General features: G+C 72.4%; 21 protein-coding genes. 14 read left to right on the forward strand and 7 right to left on the reverse strand.

Annotated features, from left to right (window positions below):
* Nucleotides 1–74 precede the first annotated feature (74 nt).
* Nucleotides 75–668 carry an NYN domain-containing protein gene (locus AB0F70_RS20530; RefSeq protein ID WP_357452441.1) on the forward strand — a complete coding sequence of 198 codons (594 nt, stop codon included), beginning with the start codon at nucleotides 75–77 and terminating at the stop codon, nucleotides 666–668.
* Nucleotides 669–754: 86 nt separating this feature from the next.
* Here AB0F70_RS20530 and AB0F70_RS20535 read toward each other — a convergent pair whose 3' ends face one another.
* From AB0F70_RS20535 to AB0F70_RS20555, 5 genes are all read right to left on the reverse strand, one after another.
* Nucleotides 755–1,564, reverse strand: a complete 810-nt coding sequence (locus AB0F70_RS20535) for a carbonic anhydrase family protein (RefSeq protein WP_357452444.1) — start codon at nucleotides 1,562–1,564, stop codon at nucleotides 755–757.
* A 112-nt stretch (nucleotides 1,565–1,676) separates the two neighbouring features.
* Entirely contained in the window at nucleotides 1,677–3,923 is a 2,247-nt protein-coding gene (locus AB0F70_RS20540; protein ID WP_357452447.1) for a TPM domain-containing protein, read from the reverse strand.
* A gap of 155 nt (nucleotides 3,924–4,078) precedes the next feature.
* Nucleotides 4,079–5,776, reverse strand: a complete 1,698-nt coding sequence (locus AB0F70_RS20545) for a DNA repair helicase XPB (RefSeq protein ID WP_357452450.1) — start codon at nucleotides 5,774–5,776, stop codon at nucleotides 4,079–4,081.
* A gap of 93 nt (nucleotides 5,777–5,869) precedes the next feature.
* Nucleotides 5,870–8,506: a helicase-associated domain-containing protein gene (locus AB0F70_RS20550; RefSeq protein ID WP_357452453.1), complete on the reverse strand. Its 2,637-nt coding sequence runs from the start codon at nucleotides 8,504–8,506 to the stop codon at nucleotides 5,870–5,872.
* A 61-nt stretch (nucleotides 8,507–8,567) separates the two neighbouring features.
* Nucleotides 8,568–9,488 carry an NAD-dependent epimerase/dehydratase family protein gene (locus AB0F70_RS20555; protein ID WP_357452456.1) on the reverse strand — a complete coding sequence of 307 codons (921 nt, stop codon included), beginning with the start codon at nucleotides 9,486–9,488 and terminating at the stop codon, nucleotides 8,568–8,570.
* A gap of 127 nt (nucleotides 9,489–9,615) precedes the next feature.
* Between AB0F70_RS20555 and AB0F70_RS20560 the strand changes: the two genes are divergently transcribed.
* The 10 genes from AB0F70_RS20560 to AB0F70_RS20605 all read left to right on the forward strand — a co-directional run bounded on the left by AB0F70_RS20560 (nucleotide 9,616) and on the right by AB0F70_RS20605 (nucleotide 19,465).
* Nucleotides 9,616–10,356 (forward strand): TetR/AcrR family transcriptional regulator, encoded by a 741-nt coding sequence (locus tag AB0F70_RS20560; protein WP_357452459.1) that lies wholly within the window; start codon nucleotides 9,616–9,618, stop codon nucleotides 10,354–10,356.
* A gap of 228 nt (nucleotides 10,357–10,584) precedes the next feature.
* On the forward strand, nucleotides 10,585–10,959 hold the full coding sequence (locus AB0F70_RS20565; RefSeq protein ID WP_357452462.1) for a cold shock domain-containing protein: 375 nt from the start codon (nucleotides 10,585–10,587) through the stop codon (nucleotides 10,957–10,959).
* Nucleotides 10,960–10,982: 23 nt separating this feature from the next.
* Nucleotides 10,983–11,843 carry a DUF3027 domain-containing protein gene (locus AB0F70_RS20570; protein ID WP_357452465.1) on the forward strand — a complete coding sequence of 287 codons (861 nt, stop codon included), beginning with the start codon at nucleotides 10,983–10,985 and terminating at the stop codon, nucleotides 11,841–11,843.
* Complete coding sequence (locus AB0F70_RS20575) at nucleotides 11,840–15,091, forward strand: ATP-binding protein (protein WP_357452468.1); 3,252 nt, start codon at nucleotides 11,840–11,842, stop codon at nucleotides 15,089–15,091. Before AB0F70_RS20570 ends, AB0F70_RS20575 begins: the two co-directional genes overlap by 4 nt.
* A 144-nt stretch (nucleotides 15,092–15,235) precedes the next feature.
* Nucleotides 15,236–15,955: a haloacid dehalogenase-like hydrolase gene (locus AB0F70_RS20580; protein ID WP_357452472.1), complete on the forward strand. Its 720-nt coding sequence runs from the start codon at nucleotides 15,236–15,238 to the stop codon at nucleotides 15,953–15,955.
* Between the two features lie 132 nt (nucleotides 15,956–16,087).
* Nucleotides 16,088–16,828, forward strand: a complete 741-nt coding sequence (locus AB0F70_RS20585; RefSeq protein ID WP_357452475.1) for a helix-turn-helix transcriptional regulator — start codon at nucleotides 16,088–16,090, stop codon at nucleotides 16,826–16,828.
* 16 nt (nucleotides 16,829–16,844) lie between these two features.
* On the forward strand, nucleotides 16,845–17,618 hold the full coding sequence (locus tag AB0F70_RS20590; RefSeq protein ID WP_357452477.1) for a helix-turn-helix transcriptional regulator: 774 nt from the start codon (nucleotides 16,845–16,847) through the stop codon (nucleotides 17,616–17,618).
* A gap of 13 nt (nucleotides 17,619–17,631) precedes the next feature.
* Complete coding sequence (locus tag AB0F70_RS20595) at nucleotides 17,632–18,105, forward strand: NUDIX domain-containing protein (RefSeq protein WP_357452480.1); 474 nt, start codon at nucleotides 17,632–17,634, stop codon at nucleotides 18,103–18,105.
* Nucleotides 18,106–18,281: 176 nt separating this feature from the next.
* A complete protein-coding gene (locus tag AB0F70_RS20600; protein WP_357452483.1) occupies nucleotides 18,282–19,148 on the forward strand; it encodes an HAD family hydrolase in 867 nt (288 codons plus the stop codon).
* Nucleotides 19,149–19,318: 170 nt separating this feature from the next.
* Complete coding sequence (locus tag AB0F70_RS20605) at nucleotides 19,319–19,465, forward strand: hypothetical protein (RefSeq protein WP_357452486.1); 147 nt, start codon at nucleotides 19,319–19,321, stop codon at nucleotides 19,463–19,465.
* Nucleotides 19,466–19,496: 31 nt separating this feature from the next.
* Here the strand turns inward: AB0F70_RS20605 and AB0F70_RS20610 are convergent, their stop codons facing one another.
* Both AB0F70_RS20610 and AB0F70_RS20615 read right to left on the reverse strand, forming a co-directional pair.
* Nucleotides 19,497–19,733: a DUF2530 domain-containing protein gene (locus AB0F70_RS20610; protein WP_357452489.1), complete on the reverse strand. Its 237-nt coding sequence runs from the start codon at nucleotides 19,731–19,733 to the stop codon at nucleotides 19,497–19,499.
* A 73-nt stretch (nucleotides 19,734–19,806) separates the two neighbouring features.
* Nucleotides 19,807–20,358, reverse strand: coding sequence for a low molecular weight phosphatase family protein (locus AB0F70_RS20615; RefSeq protein WP_357452492.1), 552 nt, complete (start codon nucleotides 20,356–20,358; stop codon nucleotides 19,807–19,809).
* 537 nt (nucleotides 20,359–20,895) lie between these two features.
* Here AB0F70_RS20615 and AB0F70_RS20620 point away from each other — a divergent pair.
* The 3 genes from AB0F70_RS20620 (at nucleotide 20,896) to AB0F70_RS20630 (ending at nucleotide 24,609) form a co-directional block, all read left to right on the forward strand.
* The gene (locus tag AB0F70_RS20620) at nucleotides 20,896–22,611 is read left to right on the forward strand and encodes a DUF4012 domain-containing protein (RefSeq protein ID WP_357452495.1); all 1,716 of its coding nucleotides are present in this window, start codon (nucleotides 20,896–20,898) and stop codon (nucleotides 22,609–22,611) included.
* A gap of 43 nt (nucleotides 22,612–22,654) precedes the next feature.
* Complete coding sequence (locus AB0F70_RS20625) at nucleotides 22,655–22,945, forward strand: hypothetical protein (protein ID WP_357452498.1); 291 nt, start codon at nucleotides 22,655–22,657, stop codon at nucleotides 22,943–22,945.
* 128 nt (nucleotides 22,946–23,073) lie between these two features.
* Nucleotides 23,074–24,609, forward strand: a complete 1,536-nt coding sequence (locus AB0F70_RS20630; protein WP_357452501.1) for a sugar transferase — start codon at nucleotides 23,074–23,076, stop codon at nucleotides 24,607–24,609.
* Nucleotides 24,610–24,623 lie beyond the last annotated feature (14 nt).

Below are 24,623 nucleotides of genomic sequence, written 5' to 3' on the forward strand. Positions count from 1 at the left end.
CCGGGAAATCGCCAGGTCCTCTCGTGGCGGAATCCGTCCGGCCCGGCACCTGCCACGCGGCTAGGCTGGGGGGCATGTCAGCACCGTTCCCGCAGGTTCCAGGGCAGACGCCCCGGCGCACGTATCTCATCGTCGACGGTGAGAACATCGACGCCACGCTCGGCATGAACGTGCTGAACCGCCGTCCCGCACCCGAGGAGCGTCCCCGCTGGGACCGCATCTCCGCGTTCGCGGAGAAGGTGTGGTCCCAGGAGGTCGTGCCGCTCTTCTTCCTGAACGCGACGTCCGGCCAGATGCCCATGCCGTTCGTGCAGGCGCTGCTCGCAATGGGCTACAAGCCCATCCCGCTTGCGGCGCAGGGTTCGGAGAAGGTGGTCGACGTCGGTATCCAGCGCACGCTCGACGCGCTGATGGACCGTCCCGGCGACGTGCTGCTCGCGAGCCACGACGGCGACTTCCTGCCGCAGATCGAGGCGCTGCTCGACGACGACGACCGGCGCGTGGGCCTGCTCGGCTTCCGGGAGTTCGTCAACGCCCGGTTCACGGAGCTGGAGCAGCGCGGCCTGGTCATGTACGACCTGGAGGCCGACGCCGACGCCTTCACGACGATGCTGCCGCGCGTCCGGATCATCCCGATCGAAGAGTTCGACCCGCTCCGCTACCTGTAGCGAGCCGCCCGTCCGACTCGTTGAGTGCTGGATATTTGCCCTTCCAGGCGCGCTGGAAGGGCGAATATCCAGCACTCAACGGGGTGTCAGTCGTTCGAGATCGTGACCGTGCCCTCGTAGGCCTCGCGGTCGCCCTGCGGCTGGACCGGGCGGGCGTTGTTGTCGTAGGCGTTCTTGAGGACCGCTATCTGCTCCGCCGACAGCTCGATGGGTTCGTGGTAGACGACCCAGTCGACGCCCTCGGTGCACGGTGGCGTCGTCAGGCTGCCCGCGTACTCCTCGAAGGTCGGGTCCGCCGGCAGCATCGCGGCGACGTCGATCGGCAGCTCGTCGGAGCCCGGCTCGGCCGCGCCGTCGATGAACGGCTGCCAGGCCTCGTTCTCGTCACCCTCCTGGGCGAGGACGCCGAGGACGAGTGCCTGTCCGTCCTCGGTCGTGTGGACGAAGTGGAACTCGGCGTCCAGCGCCTTGCCCTCGACCGTGTGCTCCGACGGCATGTGGAAGTGCACCTGGGCCAGGTCGAACTCGTTGTCCTTCCACTCGACCTCGGACGCGTCTCCGTCGGGTACGAGCTGGATCGTGTGGCCGGTGTCGACCGACTCCCCGACGGTGGGTGACGACGAGATCTTCGGGTGCGCCGTCAGCTTCGTCTCGGCGTGGTCGGGCAGGTCGATGGGCGACTGCGCGTCGCCGGCCTCGCACTCCGCGAAGTCCTTGGCCAGGTGGCCCCACTCGTCCGGGCCCTCCTCGCCGTCGTACGACCAGTGCACCTCGCCGGCGGCGTGCTCGGCGGGCGGCGGGGCGGACGACGCGGCCTCACCGGGCGAGCCGCCCGCCGCGCAGGATGCGAGCAGCGGGGCGACGAGCAGGAGGGCGGGCAGGGCGAGCTTCTTCATGTGGCTACCTCTCGTGGGGATCAGCCGATCGCCCGGGTCCAGGAGACCGGCAGGTCAAATTACTCCCGATCTCCTTGCTCGAGGCACCCACCCGGATGTGACGTGCGACGCGTTATCTCGCGGGCGTCGGCCACCAGGCACGGACCGTGCCGAGCCTCCGGAGCGTGCCGGGACGTCCGCCGCCGAACCCGCCGCCGCCGAACCCGCCACCGATCCGTGCGGTAGCTGCGTGCCTGCGGGAACGTACGACCCTCGGGTCGAGCAGGATGCCGCCGAGCATCATGCCGCCGGTGATGGGGCCGTTCTCGTCCGAGCCGTCCGCGTCGGGCTCCGCCTTGGCAGCGGCCGCGATCACCATGGCGTCCGCGTCCTCGCGGGCGAGCCGCGCGGCCTCCTGCACGAGCTTGCTCGCCCGCTGGGCCTCCCCGAGGGCCGCTGCGGGGTCGGCCGGCTGGAGCGAGCGGGCGGCGTCGGCCAGTCTTGCCGCCTCCGCGAGCCGCGTCCGTGCGGGCGAGCCGACGGCGCCGCGGCGCGTCGCGACGAAGTCGGCGGTCTGCCGGAGCTGCTCGTCGACCCGGCCGAGGGTGTCCCGCAGCAGCGCGGACGCCCGGGCCGCGACCTCCGTGAAGTCCCGGGTCCCGGCGAGCGCGGCGTCGAGCGCGGCCTCCGCGGCCGCGATGCGCTGCAGCCCGGCGAGCGGGTCACCGCCCTCCCGCGTGACCTCGACGTGCTTGAGCGAGGCCTGCGCGGCGGTGCGCGCGAGGGTCACCCGGAAGTCGCCCTCGACGGACCGGGCGGCGACCACGTCCTGCGTCAGCGACGCTATCGACTTGTCGAGCCGCCCTGCTGCCCGGTCGAGGTGCGCGGCGGTGCCGTCGACGGCGTCGAGCAGCATGACCGCCTGGCCGAGCGCGTTCTGCGCGCCCCTCGCGTGCGCGACGGCTACCGCCTTCTGCCCGGCCTCCAGGGCGGAACGCCCGGCGGACACCGCCGCCTTGGCGTTGACCAGCAGCAGCTCGGCCTGCTCGGGGTTGCCCGAGACCATCGCCAGCGCTTCCGCCGGATACCGCCCGGCGAGCCGCTCGAGGGCCGCGTGCGTCGCGGCCACCCGGTCGCTGACCTCCGGCTCCCTGGCGACGACGTCGGCCAGCAGCTCTGGCGCGCGCTGCTGCAGGCGGCGCAGGTCGTCGAACGCACGGGTGCGGGCGTCGAGCGTGTCCGCTGCGCTCTCGCACAGCGCGATGACCCGGGTCAGGCGCGCGCGCCGCTCGGCGTCCCCGAGCACCGGGAGGTGCTCCTCTGCCGCGCGATGGCCGGCCCGCGCGGCGCCGTCGGCCTGCGCGTCTTCCGCTTGCGCGGCGACATCCAGTGCGGCGACGTCCAGCTCCTGCCGGATCGCGAAGGCCTGCCGGACGTCGGCGGCGGCGCGCGCCAGGATCAGCTCGAAGTCCCTCGTCGCGTCGGCGCCCAGCTCCGCGCGGGCGAAGCCGAGCTCCTGCTCGCACGTCTTGAGCGCGTCGTCGATGCGGACCAGGGAGCCTGACGCGCGCTCGTCGAGCTCGGGGACGGGCAGGTCGGCGAGCTCGTCCGGGACCGGGCCGCGGGCCGTCGCGGAGCGGTCGGTGAGCCGGGCCAGGCGGGGCAGGACCCGGGGGAGGGCGAAGCGCCACAGGACGTACCCCAGGGCGGCGAGCACGAGCACCCCGGCCACTGCGACACCTGCGACGAGGAGCGGGCTGGTCGCGGAAGTGGCGGCGCGCCGGACGGTGTCGGCGGCGTCCGTCGCGGCGGGCGCCCAGCGCTCGTCCTCGACCGCTGATGCCACCGTTCTGTCGATGGAGCGGAGCTGCGCCGTGGTGAGGGGGACGTTGGTGTCGGCGGACAGCCCGAACTCGTGGTCGACGGTGGCGACGGCCAGCAGGAGGTCGTCCGGGCCGAGGCCCGACTGGTTGGCGCTCGCGTTGGCCCAGTCCACGGGCTCCGTGCCGTCGAAGCTCTCGATGTACACGACGAACATGCGCAGGTCCGACTCGTCGGCGAGCCGGTCGAGCGCGGAGTCGACGTCCTGGCGCTCGGCGTCGCTGAGCGCGCCGGCGCCGTCCGTCACCTGGTCGGTGAGGGTGATCGGCGGCGACGCCGGCAGCACGTCCGACATCAGCTGCGCCTGGGTCGCCGCGGACAGCCGCGGCGAGACGGAAGGCATCGGCTCGGACGGCATGGTGACCGTGGCGTTGGCGGCCTGGGAGGTAGCCGCCAGCACGACACCGACAAGGCCTGCGAAGGCCACGATCGCCCAGCCCCCGGATGCCCGGGTACTGGGTTCGTGCTGATGCTCGTGCCTAGCTGAGGACTCGATCACGTCCTGATAGTCACCCCGGGTTCAAGACCACGCAATCGGAGAGCGTGACGTTGCAGATCTGCAACGAATCCCCAGGTAAACGCCCAGCGTGAAGCGCATTTTCACAGCGTGGCCGAGGGCCTGCTCAGCAGTGGGCTCGACCCCCGCCCGGATCCTCAGGAAGCCGCGGAGTCCGCCGGTGACTCGTCCAGGTCCTCGGCGTCGACTATGCGGTAGGCGTAACCCTGCTCGGCCAGGAACCGCTGCCGGTGTGCGGCAAAGTCCTGGTCGACGGTGTCCCGCGCGACCACCGCGTAGAAGTGCGCCGTGCGGCCGTCCGCCTTGGGCCGCATGATGCGCCCGAGACGCTGCGCCTCCTCCTGCCGCGACCCGAAGGAACCCGACACCTGGATCGCAACGGAGGCCTCCGGCAGGTCCACCGAGTAGTTGGCGACCTTGCTCACGACGAGGCGCGAGATCTCACCCTCGCGGAACGCCCCGAAGAGCCGCTGCCGCTCCTTGTTGGTGGTCGCCCCGGTGATGATCGGCGCGTCGAGGTGCTCGGCCAGCTCCTCGAGCTGGTCGATGTACTGCCCGATGACGAGCACCTGGTCGTCGGGGTGGCGCGCCACCAGCTGCTCTACCACCTTCTTCTTGCCCGACGCCGACGCGGCGAGCCGGTACTTGTCCTCCATCTCGGCCGTCGCGTACGTCATGCGCTCGCTCTCCGGGAGCGTGAGCCGCACCTCCACGCAGTCGGCGGGCGCGATGTAGCCCTGCGCCTCGATGTCCTTCCACGGCGCGTCGAACCGCTTGGGCCCGATCAGGCTGAACACCTCGTCCTCGCGGCCGTCCTCGCGCACCAGGGTGGCGGTCAGGCCGAGGCGGCGTCGGGCCTGCAGGTCCGCCGTCATCCGGAAGACCGGGGCCGGGAGCAGGTGGACCTCGTCGTACAGGACCAGGCCCCAGTCGCGGGCGTCGAGCAGCTCGAGGTGCGTGTAGACGCCCTTCCGCTTGGTGGTCAGCACCTGGTAGGTGGCGATGGTGACCGGCTTGATCTCCTTGCGGGCGCCGGAGTACTCGCCGATCTCGTCCTCGGTCAGCGTCGTGCGCCGCACCAGCTCGTCGCGCCACTGGCGCGCGCTCACTGTGTTGGTCACCAGGATGAGCGTCGTCGTCCCCGACTTCGCCATGGCGCCCGCGCCGACGATCGTCTTGCCGGCGCCGCAGGGCAGCACCACGACGCCCGAACCGCCGTGCCAGAACCCGTCGACGGCCTGCGCCTGGTAGGGCCGCATCTCCCACGGCTTGGCCTTCTCGTGCTCGGTCCGCGGCTTGGTGACCGGGCTGAGCTCGATCGGGTGCTTCTCGCCGTCGACGTAGCCCGCGAGGTCCTCGGCCGGCCAGCCGAGCTTGAGCAGCACCTGCTTGAGGTGGCCGCGCTCGGAGGGGTGCACCAGGACCGTGGAGTCGTCCAGCCGCTCGCCGACCAGGCCCGCGGTGCGCCGTGACTTCAGGACCTCCGCGAGGACCGCCCGGTCGGTGGTGCGCAGCACCAGGCCGTGCGCCGGGTCCTGCGCCAGCACGAGACGCCCGTAGCGGGCCATCGTCTCGGCGACGTCGACCAGCAGCGCGTGCGGCACCGGGTAGCGGCTGAACTCGAGGAGCGTGCTCACCACCTGCTCCGCGTCGTGGCCGGCCGCGCGCGCGTTCCACAGGCCCAGCGCCGTCAGGCGGTAGGTGTGCACGTGCTCGGGCGCGCGCTCCAGCTCGGCGAACGGCGCGATCGAGCGCCGCGCCCTCTCGGCGTCCGGGTGGTCGACCTCCAGCAGGAGCGTCTTGTCGCTCTGCACGATCAACGGGCCGTCGGGCATGGGGGTCTCCCTCAGTTCTGCTCTGGTCCTGCTACTGCGCCTACTGCGCCTACTGCTGCTACAGCGGTTCTGCGGCCGACGGCGGACTGCTGCCTACGGCGTGGATGACGTCGGCAGGACCGACGCGATGCGGTGGACGGCGATCGTCAGCTCGGCCTCTCGATCCGGGTCGAGAGCACGGAGCCGCCCGCCGTCGAGGTTCAGGGGCTTCAGCTCGCGGCGCTCCAGCCGGCCGGTGTGACCGGCCACCTCGACGATCACCGTGGTGCCGTCGCGGAGCGCGTCGCGTAGCAGTGCCAACCCGTCAGCGGGGTGCTGTGTTCCCGGGTCCTCGCCCAGGGCGTCCGCCGCGGACGTCACCGGGCGGTCCAGGGACGGTGCGTCGGCCGCCGCGAGCGGCTCCAGCGCGCCCGGCCGCGGCCGGTCCGCCGACGGCTCCGGCCGAGGTGGCACAGCGCTGACGACGCGGTACCCGCGCAGCGGGATGCCGCCGCCGGACGTCGAGACCGACCGCGCGACCTCCGCGGCGTCGGCCCGGGCCCGGGCGCCTGCGCGCGCCGCGTCCTCCACGGCGCGCAGGTCGGCGACCAGCGCCTCCGGGTCGGGGGAGCGCTCGACGACCTCGGCGGTCGTGCCGGCGCCCATCCGGATGGCTGCCGCCGAGCGGGGAGCGGGCATCGCCCGGCCCGTCACGCCCCGGCGGGCGACGAGCACGCGCCCGTCCGGCCCTTCGAGGGCCGAGACCAGGCCGCGCTTGCGCAGCGCCTCGTGCAGGGCCGACGCGGGGACGGACGCCGCGAGCACGGTCGGCGCGAGCCGCACCAGGCCGAGGCCCACGAGCGTCGGGTCGTGCTCGAGGCCGGCGAGCACCGTCGCGTCGGCGGCCCGCAGGTAGGACGACGCGGTACCCACCCGCACCGCGCCGTGCCGCCGCGCGGTGTCCCGGACCAGGTACTCCAGGGGCTGCGGGACCGGCACCGGGGACCGGTGGGCGAGCTCGTCGAGCATGCCGTCAGCGGTCTCGCCCTGGTCGAGCGCCCGCGTGACGGACGCCGGGCTGAACCGCACGGTGGTCGCGGCGCCCCGCGACTCGATGTCCGTCGACCGCTCCAGCAGCCGCGCGAGCCCGCGCGACGGGCGGCCGGGGACTATCCCCGTCAGGTCGCCCTGGAGCAGGATCTCGTCCACCTCGTGGGGCAGGACGGCGCGCAGCGCCTCAGCGGGACCGTTCCCCGACCCGTCTTCCGACGTGAGCAGCGCCCGGCCCGGCGTCGAGAGCGCGCCGGCCCCCGTCACGCCCAGCCACTCGGCCTCGGTCAGCAGACCCTCGACGGCGGTCGCGGGCGGCACGGAGCGCGGCGTGTGCCAGGTCAGCACCTCGACCACGTCCTCGGGTGTGGGCGCAAGAACGGTGCCGTCGGCCGGCTCGGCCGCGAGCACGCCCAGCACGCCGTTGCGCAGCCGGGGCACCCACGGCCGCTGCAGGTCCGGTGACAGCGGCGCCCGGAGCGCCCCCTTGTCGTCGCGGGAACCCACGAGCCACGGTGCCCGGCGGGAGGCCAGCCAGGCCTCGACGAGCCGCGCCCAGCGGGCGGCGTCGTCCAGGTCGTCCCAGTCGGTGACGGTCGGCACGTACGACGGCGGCGCTTCGCCGTCGTCGCGGACGAGGCCGGCCAGCACGGCGACCTCGACCACGAAGGCTGTGGCCGGCTCGTCCGTCTCCAGCTGGGCGGCGACCTTGCGCAGGTCGCGCACGCCCAGGCCGCCCGCACGGAGGACCGACGGCGGGCTCTCGTCCCACGACTGCCGGAGCAGCCGGACACGCCGGACGAGCTCGAGCGCCGCGCTCGCCGCCTCGGCGTCGGCGGTGGCGGTCGGTACCGCCCGGCCCTGCGGCTCGGGCGGCAGGGTGCGCGGCTCGCGATGGGTGTGCCCGTCGCGGAGCGCCAGCCCGACCAGGCGCGGCAGCACGACGTGCCTGGCGTCCGACCGGACCAGCAGATGCTCGGTGACCAGCCAGTTCACGGCGTCCCGCGGCCGGGTGCCCGCAGGCGGCACGACGCCGACCGGGGGACCCCAGGCGAGCGCGTCGAGGATCGCGCGGGCACCGGGCGGCGCTTCGGTGAGGAGCGCGCCCAGCGCCGCCGCGGTCTCGGTCCTGCCGGTGGCCGACCCGAGGGCGTTGCCCACCGCCGCGGTCAGCCCGGCCGGGACGGGGTCGAGGTGCGGCCCCAGCCCCGCGGGGTTCGGGCCGAGCAGCTCGTCGAGGCCCGGCACCGTGCGCAGGTCGAGCGTGGTGCCGTACTCGCCGCCCGCGTCCCAGAGCAGTGCCTGCTCGACGGCGCGGCGGACGGCGGCGTCGACACGTGGTCCGTCCTCCGCCGACCCGCCGAGCGCCCAGGTGACGACCTCGGTGCTGAGCGGCCCGGCCAGGGGCGACTCGCCGGAGCTCTCCTCCGGGGGTCCGGACGGCAGGCGGAAGACGGGCTCCAGGGCGAGCACCGCCTCCAGCACCTGCAGGATCAGGGCGTCGGAGCGTGCGAGGGCGCGTTCGAGAGAGGTGCGGCTGGAGGCGCGGGCCGCGAGCGAGCGGAGCGTCGAGGGAGAGGGCGCGGCTAGATCAGGACGGGCGCGCAGGAGCGCGGCGAGCGCGGTGTCCGAGCGCTGCCGGAGGTCGTCGGCGAAGTGCCGCGTGGCCGCCGCCGGCGCTGCGGGGAGCGAGGAGGCCATCCTGACGATGCTACGCGGGTTTCCGGGGCCGAAGTTCGGCCGGTCCACTCCCGGGGCTGCCTCAGGCCTGCGCCGTGCGGCGGCAGACCTCCTCCCACGGCGTCGGAGTGATGCCGAAGCGGGCGCGGGCGGCAGTGTCGTCCAGGACGTACGGGCGCTCCCACTGGTAGATGATCTCGCGCATCTCCCGCATGAACGGGGAGACCAGGGCGGTGGCGCCCAGGGCGGCGCCACGCAGGGAGGAGACCTTCACCGGCGTCTTGCCGACGCTGGCCAGGACGTCGGTGAGGGCCTGCGCCTGGGTCCGTGGCGCGTTGCTCGGGACGTGCCAGACCCTGCCGTGCGCGCCCTGGTCCGCGGCGGCGGCGACCAGGGTGCGGGCCGCGTCCGCGACGTCGGTGAAGCTGTGGGGCAGGTCGGTGCGGCCCATCATCATGACGCGCTTGCCCTGCAGCGCACCGGGAACCACACGCGAGATGTGGCCGTTGCCGCCGACGCCGCGCCCCATGTAGTCGGAGCCGCGGATCTCGACGGCGCGCAGCCGCCCGGCGTCGTGCGCGGCCCTGGCGTCGGCCCACATCCGGGCGCGGAGGCGGCCCTTGTGGTCGGTCGCGGCGTCGGGCAGGTCCTCGGAGAGCGGGACGTCGACGGGGCCGTACGGGTAGAGCGTGCCCGTGATCGCGTGGACGGCGCCGGAACGCTCGGCGGCCGACAGGAGCGAGGCGGCGAGCGCGGGCCAGACGCGCTCCCACTGTGTGTAGTCGCCGGGGTTGGCGCAGTTGTAGAGGTAGCCGGTGCCGTCGGCGGCACGGGACAGCGCGTCGGCGTCCGAGGCGTCCAGGGCGAGGTGCTCGACGCCGGCGATCCCGGTGCTGCGGCCCGAACGGCTCGCGACGGTGACGCGGGAGCCGCGCTCGGCCAGCAGGGCGGCGACGTGAGTGCCGATGGGGCCGGCTCCGACGATGAGGTGGCGGTCAGTCATGATCATTGCTCCATTCCGAGAGCGGTGCTCTCGTTCGATGCCGCAAGCGTGGCACGAGCGGGTGCGCCTTGGCAAGAGCAGTGCTCGCGTTTGTGTGCGGTGATCCATCGGTGGCACCCTGGAGCCCATGAGCCCGGCCCGAACCGCACGTGCCCTCGCCCGCGAGACGATCACCCGCGAGATCCTCGACTCCGCCCGCGAGCGGCTGACCACCGACGGCGCCGCCGGGTTGTCGCTGCGCGCCGTCGCCCGCGACGTGGAGATGGTCTCCTCGGCCGTCTACCGCTACTTCCCGAGCCGCGACGCGCTGCTCACCGCCCTGCTCATCGAGGCGTACGACGAGCTCGGCACCGCCGCAGAGGCCGCGGACGCCGGCGTCGCCGACCGTTCGGACGTCACCGCGCGCTGGCTCGCGACCTTCCGCGCCGTCCGGACCTGGTGCGTCACGCACCCAGGGGAGTTCGGGCTGCTCTACGGCACGCCGGTGCCCGGTTACGCCGCCCCGCGGGACACCGTCGACCCGGCGACACGGGTGGTCCGCGTGCTCATCCGCATAGTGGGGGACGGCTACGCGGCCGGGGCGCGCCCGCCGGTGGTGCCGGCCGCCGCCCCGGGCGCTGCCGCGGACCCGGGGACCGTCGCGCCGGCACTCGCCTTCGTCACGCAGCACGGGCTCATCGAGAGCGCCGGCCCGGCCGGCGACGAGCTGTCGGAGACCGTCCGGCGCGCCCTCATGGCATGGACCGAGCTGTTCGGCGTGATCTCGTTCGAGCTGTTCGGGCACCAGGTGGGCTCGGTCGCGGACCCCGAGGTATGGCTGGACGAGGTGGCGCTACGCCTCGCAGCGGACCTGGGCTTCCAGACCTGAAACCCGGCAAACGCCCCTCCCGGAGCAGGCCCCGGGCAGGTCGCGCGGGCGAAGAGTGCTCAATGCATGCGACGCGGCACGGTTCCGCCCGGTAACCTGGTACTTCCGGTCCAGGTGGCGCGCTCAGCTCGCAGCAGCCAGGGCCGGTCCGGGCAGATCCCCGAGCAGTTCCCAGCAGTTGCCCGAGCAGTCACTGAGCAGTTCCGACAAGCACAGAAGAAGGTCGCAGTGCCCACCGGCAAGGTCAAGTGGTTCGACACCGACAAAGGCTTCGGTTTCATCGCCAACGAGGACGGAGGCGAGGTATTCCTGCACGCCTCCGCGCTGCCCGACGGCGTCGTCCCCAAGCCGGGCGCACGGGTGGACTTCGGGGTGGCCGACGGCCGCCGCGGTCCCCAGGCGCTCGCAGTCAAGGTGCTGGACTCCGCGCCGTCGGTCGCAAAGGCGAAGCGGAAGGACCCTGACGACATGGCTGTGCTCGTCGGCGATCTCACGCAGATGCTGGACCGCGTGGCGAATGATCTGCGCAAGGGGCGTTATCCGAAGAACCCGGAGCTGCTCGCCAAGATGCTGCGCAAGGTCGCAGACGACTTCGACGCCTGAAACCACACGAGGTCCCGAGGAACATGGTCACGACCATCGCGCCCGCCATACGAACACTCACCAGGCGGATCGCCGCACGCTCGAGCCGAGACGCCGTGCTGAACGGTGCCGCAGAGCTCGCGCGCGCCGCCGCACAGGAAGTCGCCGAGCGACCGGAGGACGTCGGGGAGCACCTCGGCACCTTCTTCGAGGACGAGCGGGTGGTCTCCCACCGCTTCAACGCGACCATGCGGGGGTACCGCGGCTGGCACTGGACGGTCACCGTGACGCGCGTGCCGCGCGGCCGGGCCGCCACGATCAGCGAGGTCGAGCTGCTGCCCGGCGACGAGGCAATCCTCGCCCCGGCCTGGCTGCCGTGGTCCGAGCGGCTGCGCCCGGGCGACGTCGGCCCGGGGGACGTGCTGCCGTTCCGCGCCGACGACCCGCGGCTCGAGCCCGGGTACACCTCGACGGGTGACCCCGAGGTGGACGAGGTGGCGATCGACGAGCTGGCGCTCGCCCGCACCCGGGTGCTGTCCCCGCAGGGCCGGGCCGAGGCCGCCGAGCGCTGGTACCGCGGCACGCGCGGCCCCACCACCGCGGGTGCCGTCGCGGCGGCTGCCGAGTGCATGTCCTGCGCGTTCCTCATCCCCCTGTCCGGCTCGATGGGGCAGCTCTTCGGGGTGTGCGCCAACGAGTGGTCGCCCGACGACGGCAAGGTCGTCTCGCTCGACCACGGCTGCGGCGCGCACTCGGAGACCGACGTCGAGGAGCACCCGACCGACTGGCCCGCGCCCGCGCCGCTGATCGACGAGCACGAGGTCGAGGCTGTCTCGCAGGTCCAGCCTGCTTCGCGGGTCGAGCCTGTCGAGACCACCGTCGCCGAGGACGAATCCTCCGCGTGACGCGCGACCCCTTCGGCACCGGTGCGCTCCGGCGCGCGGTGACCGAGGCATGGCGTGCGTCGCCCACGCGCTTCCGCGAGGACGCGAACTCCGAGGAGGACCACGCCCGCGGCTACTACCGCGACCGGGTGGTGGTCGAGCTCGCGCAGAACGCCGCCGACGCCGCCGCCCGCGCCGGGATCCCCGGCCGGCTGACGTTCCGGCTGGAGCTGGACGTCGGCGCGGGCTGGCGCCTCGTCGCCGCCAACACCGGTGCGCCCCTCGACGCCGCCGGCGTCGCGTCGCTCGCGTCCCTGCGGGCCTCCGCGAAGGTCTCGGCCGGCGCCGACGCCGATGCCGGATCCGATGCCGAAGAGGGCTCCGGCGAGGCGATGCGTGCCGTCGGGCGGTTCGGCGTCGGGTTCGCCGCCGTCCGAGCGGTGTCGGACGACGTGGTCGTCCGGTCGCGGACCGGCGGCGTGCGCTTCTCGCTCGCGGGGACGCGCGCGGAGCTGGGCCTCGAGGTCGGCCCGTTGCCGGACGCCCATGCCCCGGACGCCCACGAGGGACGGCTCAGGGGCGAAGCTCGGTCCCGCGGCGACGCGCTGCCCGTGCTGCGACTCCCGTTCCCCGCACCCGGGACGACGCCGGACGAGCCGGACACCGTGGTCGAGCTCGTGCTGCGCGACGCCGACGCCGTGGCCGCCGTCCGCGCTCAGCTCGTAGCGCTCGACGACGCGCTCCTGCTCGCCCTTCCCGCGCTCGACGAAGTGGTCATCGAGGACGACTCCGCAGGTCAGTCGGGTTCTGAACCGCACAGCGTGACGCCGTCGCCGAGCCGGCGCGTGCTGCGCGACGTCGGTTCGCGGTGGCGCGTGCACCGCGCGTCCGGCGCGCTCGGGCCCGACGACAGCCTGCCGTCCGAGGCGCGCCGTCCTGACTGGTCGGTGCTCTGGGCGCTGCCGGTCAGTGGCGGACGCGCGGCAGAGAGCGCGGCGCTGCACGCGCCGACCCCCACCGACGTCCGGCTCACTTTTCCGGCCCTGCTCATCGCGTCGTTCCCCGTCGACCCGGGACGGCGCGGGGTGCTCCCCGGCCCGACGTCGGACCGGGTGGCCGCCGAGGCAGGCCGCGCCTACGCCACGTTCCTGGGTGAGCTCGGTGCCGAGCGCGAGGTCCTCGGCCTCGTGCCGACCGGGCTGCCAGCCGGCGACGTCGACGCAGCGATCCGCGCGTCGGCCGACGCGGCCCTGCGCGACACCCCGCTCCTCCGGCTGAGCACGTTTGCCGAGGTGTCCGAACGCACCGAGGCGGCAGGCGCAGACGGCGTGCCCGGTGCGGCACTGCGCATCGCACCGCGGGGTGCGGCCTTCCTCGCCGGACCGCTCGGCGAGGACCCGGCCCTCGCCTCCGCGCTCGCCGCCGGTAGCTCCGCGGCCCTGGTGACCGTGCCGGTGCGGTACCAGGCGCTCGCCCGCTCGCTGGGCGCCGAGTCCGTCGACCTCGCCGACGTGGTCGAGGCGCTGCCGCCCGAACCCGGCGTGATCCGCGCGGCCCTCGACGCCATCGCCCCGCACGCCGGCGAGCCCACGGTGCTCGAGGCGGTCGCCGGGGCGCCGCTCCCGCTCGCCGACGGCCGCGTGACCCGCGGCGCCCGTGGCACCGTGCTGCTCGACGCGCCGCACCTCGCCGGGATCGCCCGTGCGCTCGGCGTCCGCGTGGTGCATCCGGACGTGGCACACCCGCTGCTCGAACGGGCCGGCGCCGCATCCACCACCCCGCACGGGCTGCTCGCGGACCCGGCGGTCCGGTCGACGGCGCTCGCCGCCGCGGAGGACGTGCTGGACGACGGCGACGCCGAGCGTCTCGGGGCCGTCCTGTCGGCGCCGTCCGACGCCGTGCCGGATCCGGACGTGCGGGACCCGGGTGCGCTCGACGACCCGACGTCCGCCGAGGTGGTAGCGGCGGTGCTCGAGCTGGTCCGGCTAGCGGCCGGGACCGGTTCGGCCGACCTCCCGTTCTGGCTGGGCGAGCTGCCGGTGGTGGCGGACGGCGACGTCGTGCCGCTGCGCGAGGCGGCTCTGCCCGGTACGTGGGCGGCCGGGCACGTCGATCTCGCCCTGGTGCGGGACGACGTCGTCGAACGCTGGGGGCCGGCTGCCCTAGCCGCCGCCGGCGCCCGCGCCGAGCTGGTCGTTTACCGGGTCGCCGACGTCGTGACCGCCGACGGTGCCGACGCCGACTACGGGCCCGACGACCCAGCCGGGTGGCTCTCCGACTGGGACGAGTACCTCGAGCACCTCGCGGACGAGCTCGGTCCGGGCGCGTGGATCGGGGTCGTCGAGGCGGTCTCGGACCTGGACGCGCTGCGTGACGCGGCGGACGCCGGACCTGGCCCGCTCGCCGCGGCGCTCGGCAAGGTGTCTGCCGACCCCGGCCTGCGCCGCGCGCTCCTGACCCCTGTGCGTTCCGCGGATGCACCAGGCCGGCAGGCCGTGTCGTACACGGCGTGGTTCCTGCGACGTCGAGTCGGCGCGCCGTTCGCGCTCGGTGACACGCCCCTGCTGCCGCCTGCTCCGCCCGCGACCGCCGGGCTCGACGACGCCGTCCTGGCCGCGCTCGGCGGGCTCCACAACCTGGCTGACCTGCCCGGACACGACTGGCCGGCCGTCCTGGAGCGGTTGCCGGTGTCGCAGGCGGACGAACGCCAGACCGTATCCGCCGACGTCGCGCGCGCCGTCTGGGCCGGCCTGGCCGCGCTCGCCCGCGCCGCCGACGCGCCGTCGATCACCCCGGCACGACTGCCCGCGCTGGGGCCCGCCGGCGTGAGCGTGGAGAGCGTCGACGACCTCGCGGTCGCCGCCTCGGCGCGCTGGGCCCAGCTCGGTCCGGTGGTCCCCGCCCCGGCCGACGTCGCCGAGGCGCTCGCCGAGCTGCTGGACCTCCCGTTCGAGGGCGATGCCGCCCTCGCCCCCGACGAACCGGGGGAGCCCGTCGAGCTCGACCCGCGGGTCCGGGCGCTTGCGCCGGATGCGCCGTCGACCTGGCGGCGCCACGACGTGCTGACCGTCGAGGGAAAGCGCGTCGCGTGGTGGGTGTCGGGGACGTCGGCTGACGCGGGCGGGCCCGGCGTCGCGCATGCCGCATCACCCGAGGGCCTGGCCCGGGCACTGGCGGAGCTCACGGGCGCGGACCCGCTCCTCCTGGAGGCCGCGCTGCGCGACCCGGCACGTGCGGAGGAACTGAGCGCGGAGCGCGTCTGGGACTGATCGGCGGCTTCTCCCGGAGCGCGGGGCGAGTTTTTGGCCCGTCGGGCCAGATGATCGGGCCAAGGCGCTCGCTCAGCGTGTCAGGCACGCCGGCGGCCGCGGACGCCGCGCGTTGCCGATCGCGCTCGCCAGTACGGTCTCGATATGGACGTGCTTGTGCTCTGGGACGTGGACCACACGCTGATCGAGAACGGCGGGGTGAGCAAGAAGACGTATGCAGGTGCGTTCGAGATCCTGACCGGTCGTCCTGCCGAGCATTTCGCGCGCACGGGCGGGCGGACCGATCCGGAGATACTCGATGACCTGCTTGCCGATCACGGGGTGGACCCGGCGTCGTTCTCCGATGTAGTCAAGCAGGACGCGATGGCCAGGTCCCTGATCGGGCTGCGCAGGCAACTGGCGGATCGCGGCCGTGCTCTGTCTGGTGCCCGTGGTGCGCTTGATGCCCTCGCGCGGGTTCCCGGAATCGTGCAGTCGGTGTTGACCGGCAACCTTCGTGCGAACGCGATCGTGAAGTTGGGGACGTTCGGCCTTGATACATGGCTGGACTGGGATTGCGGAGGATTCGGGTTCGACGCTCCGCGGCGTCCAGACCTGGTTGCTATCGCCCAGGCGTGCGCAGCTGCCAAGCATGACGTCGTCTTCGATGCGTCCAACACGGTGCTGATCGGTGACACGCTCAACGACGTTCACGCTGGGATGCGTGGTGGGGCTCAGGTCGTCGCGGTGCTGACGGGTGGTGTCGAGGCCGCTGCGCTGACCGCGGCGGGCGCATCGACGGTCCTGCCTGACCTAACCGACGCGGTGGCTGTGGTCGGTGCTGTGCTGGGGGCGGTGCGGTTTTCTGTAGTCGACGGTTCGTAGCCGGCCTCCCGGACACACTCGAAGCCGCGGGTGAGGTGTCGAACGTGACCCGACACGGGCTGTCCTCCGCCAGCGGTGGCTCGCAGCTCCGGTAACGTCCCTGGGGGCCGAGGGACGGGAACGGGGCGGGCGATGAACAACGAGTTGAGGCGGGTGATGGAGCAGCGGGGGATGCACGCGGCGGACCTGGCTGCTCTCGTCGGTGTCGATCACAAGTCGGTCCAGCGGTGGCTTCATGAGGGCCGTGTTCCGCACCGTCCGACGGCGCTCGACGTCGCTGAAGCGCTAGGCGTCGCGCCCGGAGTGCTGTGGCCTGACGCGAACGAGACGGCCGCCCGGGTGCATGCCGAGGTCGTCGCCCTATACCCGCACCGCGCGATGGTCCCGAAGCCGCTCTGGTTGGACCTTCTGCGGTCAGCGAGCACGCAGATCGGGTTGCTGGCGTATGCGAGCCAGTTCCTGCCCGAGGAGAACCCGGGAGCGATCGCGTTGTTACGGCGAAAGGCCCAGGCTGGCGTGCGCGTCCGGATCGTGCTCGGAGATCCCGACAGCCCTGAAGCCGCCCTGCGGGGCGCTGAAGAAAGGCTGGGCGACGCGCTGCCTGCACGGATCAGCATGGCGATGGCGTACTACCGCCCGTTGCTGGGTGTGCCAGGTGTCGAGTTCCACCAGCACCGGACGACGCTGTACAACTCGATCTTCCGGTTCGACGACGAGATGCTCGTCAACCAGCACGTCTATGGCGCCTACGGTTACCTCGCGCCGATCCTGCACTTACGACGCGACCCCGCTCACGACATGTTCGACATGTACGCGACCAGCTTCGAACGCGTCTGGGAGACCTCCCGCCCCCTTGGCGACGGTGTGTCCTGACCCCTGGACACTTCGAATGTCCAGTACCGTCCTGTCAGTGCCCAAACTGATGGACCGGGTCAACGACCCCCTGGCGAAGTTCCTGGCGGCCCGGCGCCTGACCGCTGCGGATCTGGCACAGCTTGTCGACGTCGACCCCAAGACCGTTGACCGCTGGTTGCGCCAAGGTCGAAGGCCACGTCCTCGAACAGCGGCCCTGGTCGCCGAGGCACTTGGCGTCACCGTGGACGAGATCTGGCCCGCCACGGGTGTCAGCACCATGATCCATCCAGAGGTCGTCGCGCTGTACCCGCACCGCGCCGCATCTCCCACCGATCTCTGGCTCCGCCTCCTGAGCGAAGCGACCAGCGATATCGCGCTGCTCGGGCACGCGATCCTGTTCATCCCCGAGCAGAACCCGTCCTCGATCGAGATCATGCGACGCAAGGCCCAGGACGGTGTCCGCGTCCGTATCCTCCTCGGGGATCCCAACAGCCCGGAGGCCGCTCTGCGGGGCGAGGAAGAAGGCGTCGACGAAGCTGTCCCGGCTCGCATCCGCGCGGCGCTGGCGTACTACGAGCCGCTCCTCGGCGAACCGAACGTCGAGTTCCGTCTCCATCGCACCACCCTGTACAACTCGATCTTCGTCTACGACGAAGACATGCTCGTAACCCCGCATGTCTTCGGCATCGCCGGCTACCTGGCTCCGATGCTGCATCTGCAGCGTGACCCGGAGCGCGACATGTTCGACATGTATCGCGACAGTTTCGAGCGCGTCTGGGACCTCGGAACGCCGCTCGGCACCTCGTGAAAGGGTGAGGGGCATGGCGCGCATCGACTACGTCAACGACCCGCTGGCCCCCACGCCGAATTCAATCGTCCCGGCTGTGAGTGTGATTGCCCGTGACGAGGCAGATCGGATCCTGCTGATCCACCGCACGGACAACGATCTCTGGACGATCCCCGGCGGAGCCATGGAGCCGGGCGAGTCCGTCCCCCAGGCTGCGGTCCGTGAGACCAACGAGGAGTCGGGCTACGACGTCGAGATCACCGGACTGGTCGGCATCTACACCGATCCGAACCACATAGTCGCCTACTCCGACGGCGAGGTTCGCTCGCAGTTCTCGATCTGCCTGACCGGAGTTGTCACGGGTGGTCGAGCACGGACGTCGTCCGAGTCGTCCGAGGTGATCTGGCAGCCGCTCGACCGCCTCGACGCCCTGAACATCCACCCGGCGATCAGGCTCAGGATCACGCACGCGCTCGACACATCACGAACGCAACCCTGGTTGGGCTGACGGCGCGCGCCTGAAGCAGATTCCCACGGAAGCCCGTGGACAGTTGAAGTGTCTCTCAAGTGACCTGCTAACGCGGTTACTACGTCCCCCTTGCAGAGGCGAGATTGGGTCGTGCCCGACGTCGAACGCACGCCCGGCGTCGGGCCACTCCAAGACCCGCCCTACGGGAGACGACCGTGACCCAGAAGACCGCGACCGCGCCACCGCCGACGCCACTCGCCACCGCAGCGCACCTGGTCGCGCTGGACGTCGACGGCACGCTCGCCCATTCCGGGCGTATCCCGGATGTGACCGTGGCCGCGGTTCGGGCTGCTCTCGCGGCAGGCCACCACTTGGTGATCGCGACGGGACGATCCCTGGTCGGGGTGGCGCCGATCATCAAGCGTCTCGGGCTGCGCCGAGGTCATGTGGTCTGCTCGAACGGCGCGGTGACCGTGCGGATCAGCGGGCGCCGTCTGGTCATCGAGGACGCTGTGCGGTTCGACGCCGGTCCCGCGTTGCGGCGGGCCGTCGACCTGATCCCCGAGGTGCTGCTGGCGACCGAAGTCCTTGGCAAGGGCTACCGGGTCAACGACCCGTTCCCGGGCGGGCTGCTCAACGGCCGACAGCGCGTCGTCCGGCGCGCACGCGACCTGTGGGCTGCGCCCACGGGGCGCGCACGCGACCTGTGGGCTGCGCCCACGACCCGCGCCGTCGTGCACGCGCCCGGCGTCGGACGGCTGGCGCGCGAGCTGCGCTGGTTCGACGTGACCGTCACGCTGGGCTCCACCACAGAGCCGGGTGACTGGCTCGACCTGACCGCGGCTGGTCTGTCGAAAGCGAGCGGCCTGGAGGCCGTCCGACGTCGCCTGCGGGTCGCTCCGGAGCACACCGTTGCGGTGGGTGACGGGCACAACGACCTGCCGATGTTCGAGTGGGCAGCCCGGGCGGTCGCGATGGGCAACGCCCCGGCCGCGGTCCAGGCTGCGGCGGGCGAGGTGTGCGGCAGCGTCACCGAGCACGGCGTGGTCGAGGTACTGCGCACGATGGCGGGTGTGCGGTGAACGTCACCGCTGTCGGCCACGACGCACAGGAGGACTTCGCCTCCGAAGCCGACACCACCGTGGCTCGGCCCGCACGCGCACCCACATCTCCTTCTCCGTCCGATGAGACGTTGCAGCCCACTCCGCACGGGATCTGTGTGAACTGCGGACGCGAGGTGACCCTTCGGATCGTGGCCACCGAAGCCTCGCACCGCACCTACCAGTGGGTGCCGGCCGGCGAGTCCGCCCGGCGGGGTCGGCGGTGCAGTGAGGCGTCGATGCCCGCCTACCACTGGGCTGCCGACGCGACGGCAGCGGTCTACCGAATCGCGCTCTGACTCGAGCGCGCCGTCGCGATCAGCGCCGAGCCTACCGGTGGCGGCGGGCCCAGAGCAGGCCGAGCCCGCCGAGCGCCATGCCCGTACCGCAGATCCACACGGGTTCCAGGCCGCCCCGCCCCGTGAGGTGGAGGATCAGCGTCACGATCAGCCCGACGGCGAACAGCACGATGCCCGCGCCGAAGACGCGGAAGAGGTCGGCGCGCGGAGCCGGCGGGCTGGGCCGGCGCTCCTCGGGGTGGGCCAGCAGGGAGCGGATCGTTGGCACGCCGCCAGTCTACGGACAAGAGCTCGGCAGGCCCGTCGGAGTGTGCGGTGTGACCGCGGGTGAACTGTGCCGGTCAGGCGCGGAGCGCCGCCATCATCGGGGTCAGCGCGTCGAGGATCTGGTCGTAGCTGCGGCGATAGGTGTCGGCCGAGCGCCTGTAGGGGTCGATCACCTCGTCGTCGTGGTGCCGGCCGACGTGGTGGGGCCGTTCGAGGAGCGCGGCGGGCACGAGGGTGGCCAGCCGGGCGGCGTCGTCCTGCCCGAAGACGCTGCCCGGGGGCAGGGTGCTGGACAGCCGCCCCAGCTCGGCGACGGTGACGGTGCGGTGCACGGCGGAAGGTACCGACCCGACCACCCGGGTGCGGTGCTCCGGGGTCAGGGCGAGGATCAGGTCTGCCTGCTCGACGAGCTCCCTGGTCAGCTGCCGTGCGGCGAACTGGCCGGGCGGGAAACCACCGGCGGTGAGGAGCTCTGTCATGGGTTCGGCGATCGGGTGGCCGACCAGCGCGTGGGTCCCGGCGCTGCCGACGGTGACGGACGAGTCGAGGACGCTGCGCAGCAACGTCTCGACGGCGGGTGAGCGGCAGATGTTGCCCGTGCAGACGGCGAGCACGGTAAGTGACATGAGGGACGCCCCTCTCGAAAAGTCTGGTAAGTCCGGCGCCATTCTAAGCATGCATTACTTTGCCTTGACCGGTTTTTCGGTTCTTTACAAGTTAAATCACCCCTTAATGCACCCCCTGAAAGCGTGAGGGTGAATTCTGCCGTGCCCTCTTGACGGGTCGCAGGTAACGTGACGCGGATCGTGCGGACATAGCCATCAGGGGGTCTGGTGACACATCCTGGATGGGGCGGCAAGTGGGCGGACGCACCGGTGTTCTCGCCCGTGAGCAGCCCTTCTCAAAGTACGCAAGCAGGAAGTACACAAGCAGGAAGTACGCAGGCGGGAAGTACCCAGGCGGGCGAAGGCGTCGACGAGGGCGCCAAGGTCCTGCCCCTCAGAAGGCCCGGGACGAGCGACTTTCCCGCGCCGGGAGCCGGTGGCCTCGCCACGGTCACGAGGGTTCGTCCCGCGGCTCCCGCGCCGGCGCCGTGGAAGAAGCCGCCGCTGCCCAGGCGGGTGTACTGGACACGGCACAGGCGCCGGAGTCTGAAGATCGTCGTGCTGAGCGTCACGGGGCTGCTGGTCGCCCTCGCGGTCCTCGTGGCCTGGGTGGCGTTCGACGCCCTGCGGGCCCGCGACTCGCTGACCCAGGCCGCCCGTGGCGTCTCCACGCTGCAGGCCGACGCCGTCGCCGGCCGCATCGAGCACCTGGACACCACCGTGGCCGAGCTGCAGAGCCATGCCTCCGACGCCCAGGCGGCGACGGTGGGCCCGCACTGGACGCTGGCGAGCCGGCTGCCCGGCGTCGGGCCGACGGTGGAAGCGGTGGCGACCATGGCCGCGGTGGTCGACCGCCTCGCGCAGGGTCCGCTCCCGCAGCTCGCGTCGGTCGTCGAGGTGGTCGACCCGGCGACCTTCGCGCCGCACGGTGGCCGCGTGGACCTCACGCCCCTTGAGGGTGTCGCGCCGGACGTGCGGCGGGCCGACCAGTCCGTCGGGTACGCGCAGCAGCGCGTCGAGGAGATCGACCGGTCGCCGATGCTGCCGCAGGTGTCCGCCGCCGTCTCCAACCTGGAAGGGCAGCTCGGCGACCTGCGCATGTCGACGGCGACGGCGGCCCGCGCGGCGCAGCTCATCCCGCCGATGCTGGGGGCCGACGAGCCGAGGGACTACCTCGTCCTGGTGCAGAACAACGCGGAGCCGCGGGCGCTGGGCGGGGTCGTCGGGACCGTGCTGGTGCTGCACGCAGACCGCGGCAGGATCGAGCTCACCGACCAGATGCACGCCAGCCAGGTGGGGCCTTTCGTGCCGCCCCCCGGCGAGCTCATGGAGGGCGAGGAGGCGATGTTCGACGAGGCGGTCGGTGGCTGGATGCAGAACGTCACGTCGACGCCGGACTTCCCGCGGGCCGCGGAGATGGCCCGCACGATGTGGGAGCGCGAGACGGGGCAGCTGGTGGACGGCGTGCTGTCCGTCGACCCCACCGCGCTGGCCGCGCTCCTGGAGGCCGACGGGTCCACCCCGGGCGGGGCCGGTGGGGGACTGCTGGGTGAGGAGCTGGTGAGCTATCTCGTCAACGGCATCTACCTCACGGAGACGCCGGACAACGCCGACCTGATCTTCGCCGACTTCGCGGAGTCGGCGTTCACGTCCTTGTCCGAGGGCTCCGGTGAGCCCGGCGGGATGGTCGACGCCCTGGCGGCCGCGGCGCGGGAGGGTCGGCTGCTCGTGTGGTCGGCGCACCAGGGAGAGGCGCACCTGCTCGAGGGCACGGTCCTCGACGGCGGGCTGCGCGGGGTCAACGGCTCCCGGCCGGTGGTCGGCGTCTTCACCCAGGGCCTGCAGACGGCCAAGGTCGGCTACTACCTCGACACCGCGATCGACGTCGTCGAGCGGGGTGCCAGGCCCGACGGAGCGCGCGAGCTCGAGGTGAGCGTCGCCTACACGTCGCGCGTCGGGGAGCCTGGTGCGGGCTCGCCGCCGGACTACCTGGCCGGTCAGGACGTGAGCGAGCCGGGCCTGATCCGGCTCCGTTCGATCGTCTATGCACCCGCCGGTGGCGCCGTTCTCGACGCGTCCGAAAACTCGGAGAAAACTGGGATTTCGCCGCAGCAGCACGAAGGACTGTCCAGGGCATTTGACGACATTGAAATTCACCCTGGCGAGACAGTGTCTGTGACCTATGCAATTATCACTGGGAAGCACCAGGACGGCGATGTCATTCTTCGTACGACACCGGGTACACGACCTGCTGAAGTGTCCGTCGGAAAGTGACGCCGACCGGCTGATCAAAAGTCACTATCCAGGGGACAGGGCAATGCTTCGACGCTTCATCAGTGCTTTGGTGATCGCCATGGTGGTCGTGCTGGCGCCGGCTGGAGCCGCGTACGCGGACCAGGCGGGCGCCGACCACGGCGAGCACCCGTGTGTCGTCACCGAGTGTGCGGACGGGCCGGACGCCGGCGCGGGTACCGGCGGTGCGGACAGCCGGACGAGCATCGTCGCCACCGGCCCGACGAGCTTCCCGTACCTCGCGATCGCCGGTGGGCTGGTCGTCGCCGGCGTGGCCGCGATCGTCGTCAGCCGGATCCGGACCCGCCAGAACTGATCCTCCAGGGCCATCAGTACGCGGCCTTCCGATCGGCCGTGCACCGCACCTCACCGCCTGGATGAGGCGCAGCGCGCGGCCGTACTCAGTGCACCAGCCTCGATGTACCTGTCCAGGGGGAGTGTGCCTTGACCGTCGAGAACCACCCGAACGCCGCCGACGTCGATCGCGAAGCAGCCGCACTCAAGGAGCTGGACGACGAGGCGGCGCGGCTCGCCGCGTCGATGACCGCGCCGGCTCCGCGCAAGGGCCCGGCCGCTCCATGGCAGGAGATCGTCACCGACCGCGCGCTGTTCGTGGACATCGTGGCAGTGGTGGCGGCCGTGACCCTCGGCTACGTGCTCCGCTTCGACCGGCAGGTCCAGGTCGAGCTCTTCGAGCCGCGGGGCGGCCAGTACGTGCTCATCTCGGTGGCGCTCGCCGAGGCCTGGGTCATCGCGATAGGCCTCGCCGGTGCGCGCAGCCCCCGCATCCTGGGCTCGGGCCGCGAGGAGTACGTACGGGTCGCGCGGGGCTCCCTCGCGCTCTTCGGCCTCACCGCGATCGTCTGCTACCTCGTCAAGTTCGACCTCGCCCGCTCGTACGTGGCGGTGACCCTGCCGGTCGGCCTGATCTTTCTCGCCATCGGACGCCGGGTGCTCGCGGCGCGGCTGCACGCCGAGCGCACGCACGGACGCTTCCAGCGCCGCACGCTGATCGTGGGTGGGCGGGACGCGGTGCTCGACCTCTGCCGTCGCGTCGACCGCTCGCCCGAGGCGGGCTTCCTCGTGGTGGGCATCTGCATACCGGGCGGAGCCGGTGTGCCGTCGCCCGTCGACGGCGTCCCGGTGCTCGGCCGCGTCGAGGACGCGGCGGAGGCCGCCCGCACGATCGACGTCGACGTCGTCGCCGTGACGGCGTCCGACAGCGCGACCCCCGCGGCGCTCAAGCAGCTCGCGTGGGACCTCGAGGTCACGGGTGCTGAGCTCGTGGTCGTCCCTGCGCTGGCAGACGTCGCCGGCCCGCGGATGCTCATCACGCCGGTGGACGGCGTTCCGGTGGTGCAGGTCTCGCCGCCCGGCTACACAGGCCTCCAGCATGCGATGAAGCGCGTGTTCGACCTGGTCGTCGCGACGCTGATCGCGGCGGTGGTCGCCGTCCCGATGCTCCTCCTCGCGCTCTGCGTGCGGCTCACCAGCCCCGGGCCGGCCATGTTCCGGCAGCAGCGGATCGGCCTGAACGGCAAGCCGTTCACGCTCTACAAGCTCCGGTCGATGCGGCAGGACGCCGAGGAGAGCCTCACCGACGTGCTCGACGGCGAGGTGGGCATCTACTACAAGCGCAAGGACGACCCGCGCGTCACCTCGCTCGGCCGGTTCCTGCGCAAGTACTCCCTCGACGAGTTCCCGCAGCTGCTGAACGTCATCAAGGGCGACATGAGCCTGGTCGGCCCCCGGCCGCAGGTCGCGCTCGAGGTAGCCCAGTACGACGACGCGCTGCGGCGTCGGCTGTTCGTGAAGCCGGGGCTGACGGGCCTGTGGCAGGTGAGCGGCCGCAACGACCTGACCATCGACCAGGGCACGCGGCTGGACCTCTACTACGTGGAGAACTGGAGCCTGCTGGGCGACATCGGAATCATGCTGCGGACCGCTCGCGAAGTGTTCGCGCCGAGCGGTGCCTACTGATCGCCCGGATGCGC

Source organism: Promicromonospora sp. NPDC023805 (genome assembly GCF_040639635.1).
GTDB lineage: Bacteria > Actinomycetota > Actinomycetes > Actinomycetales > Cellulomonadaceae > Promicromonospora.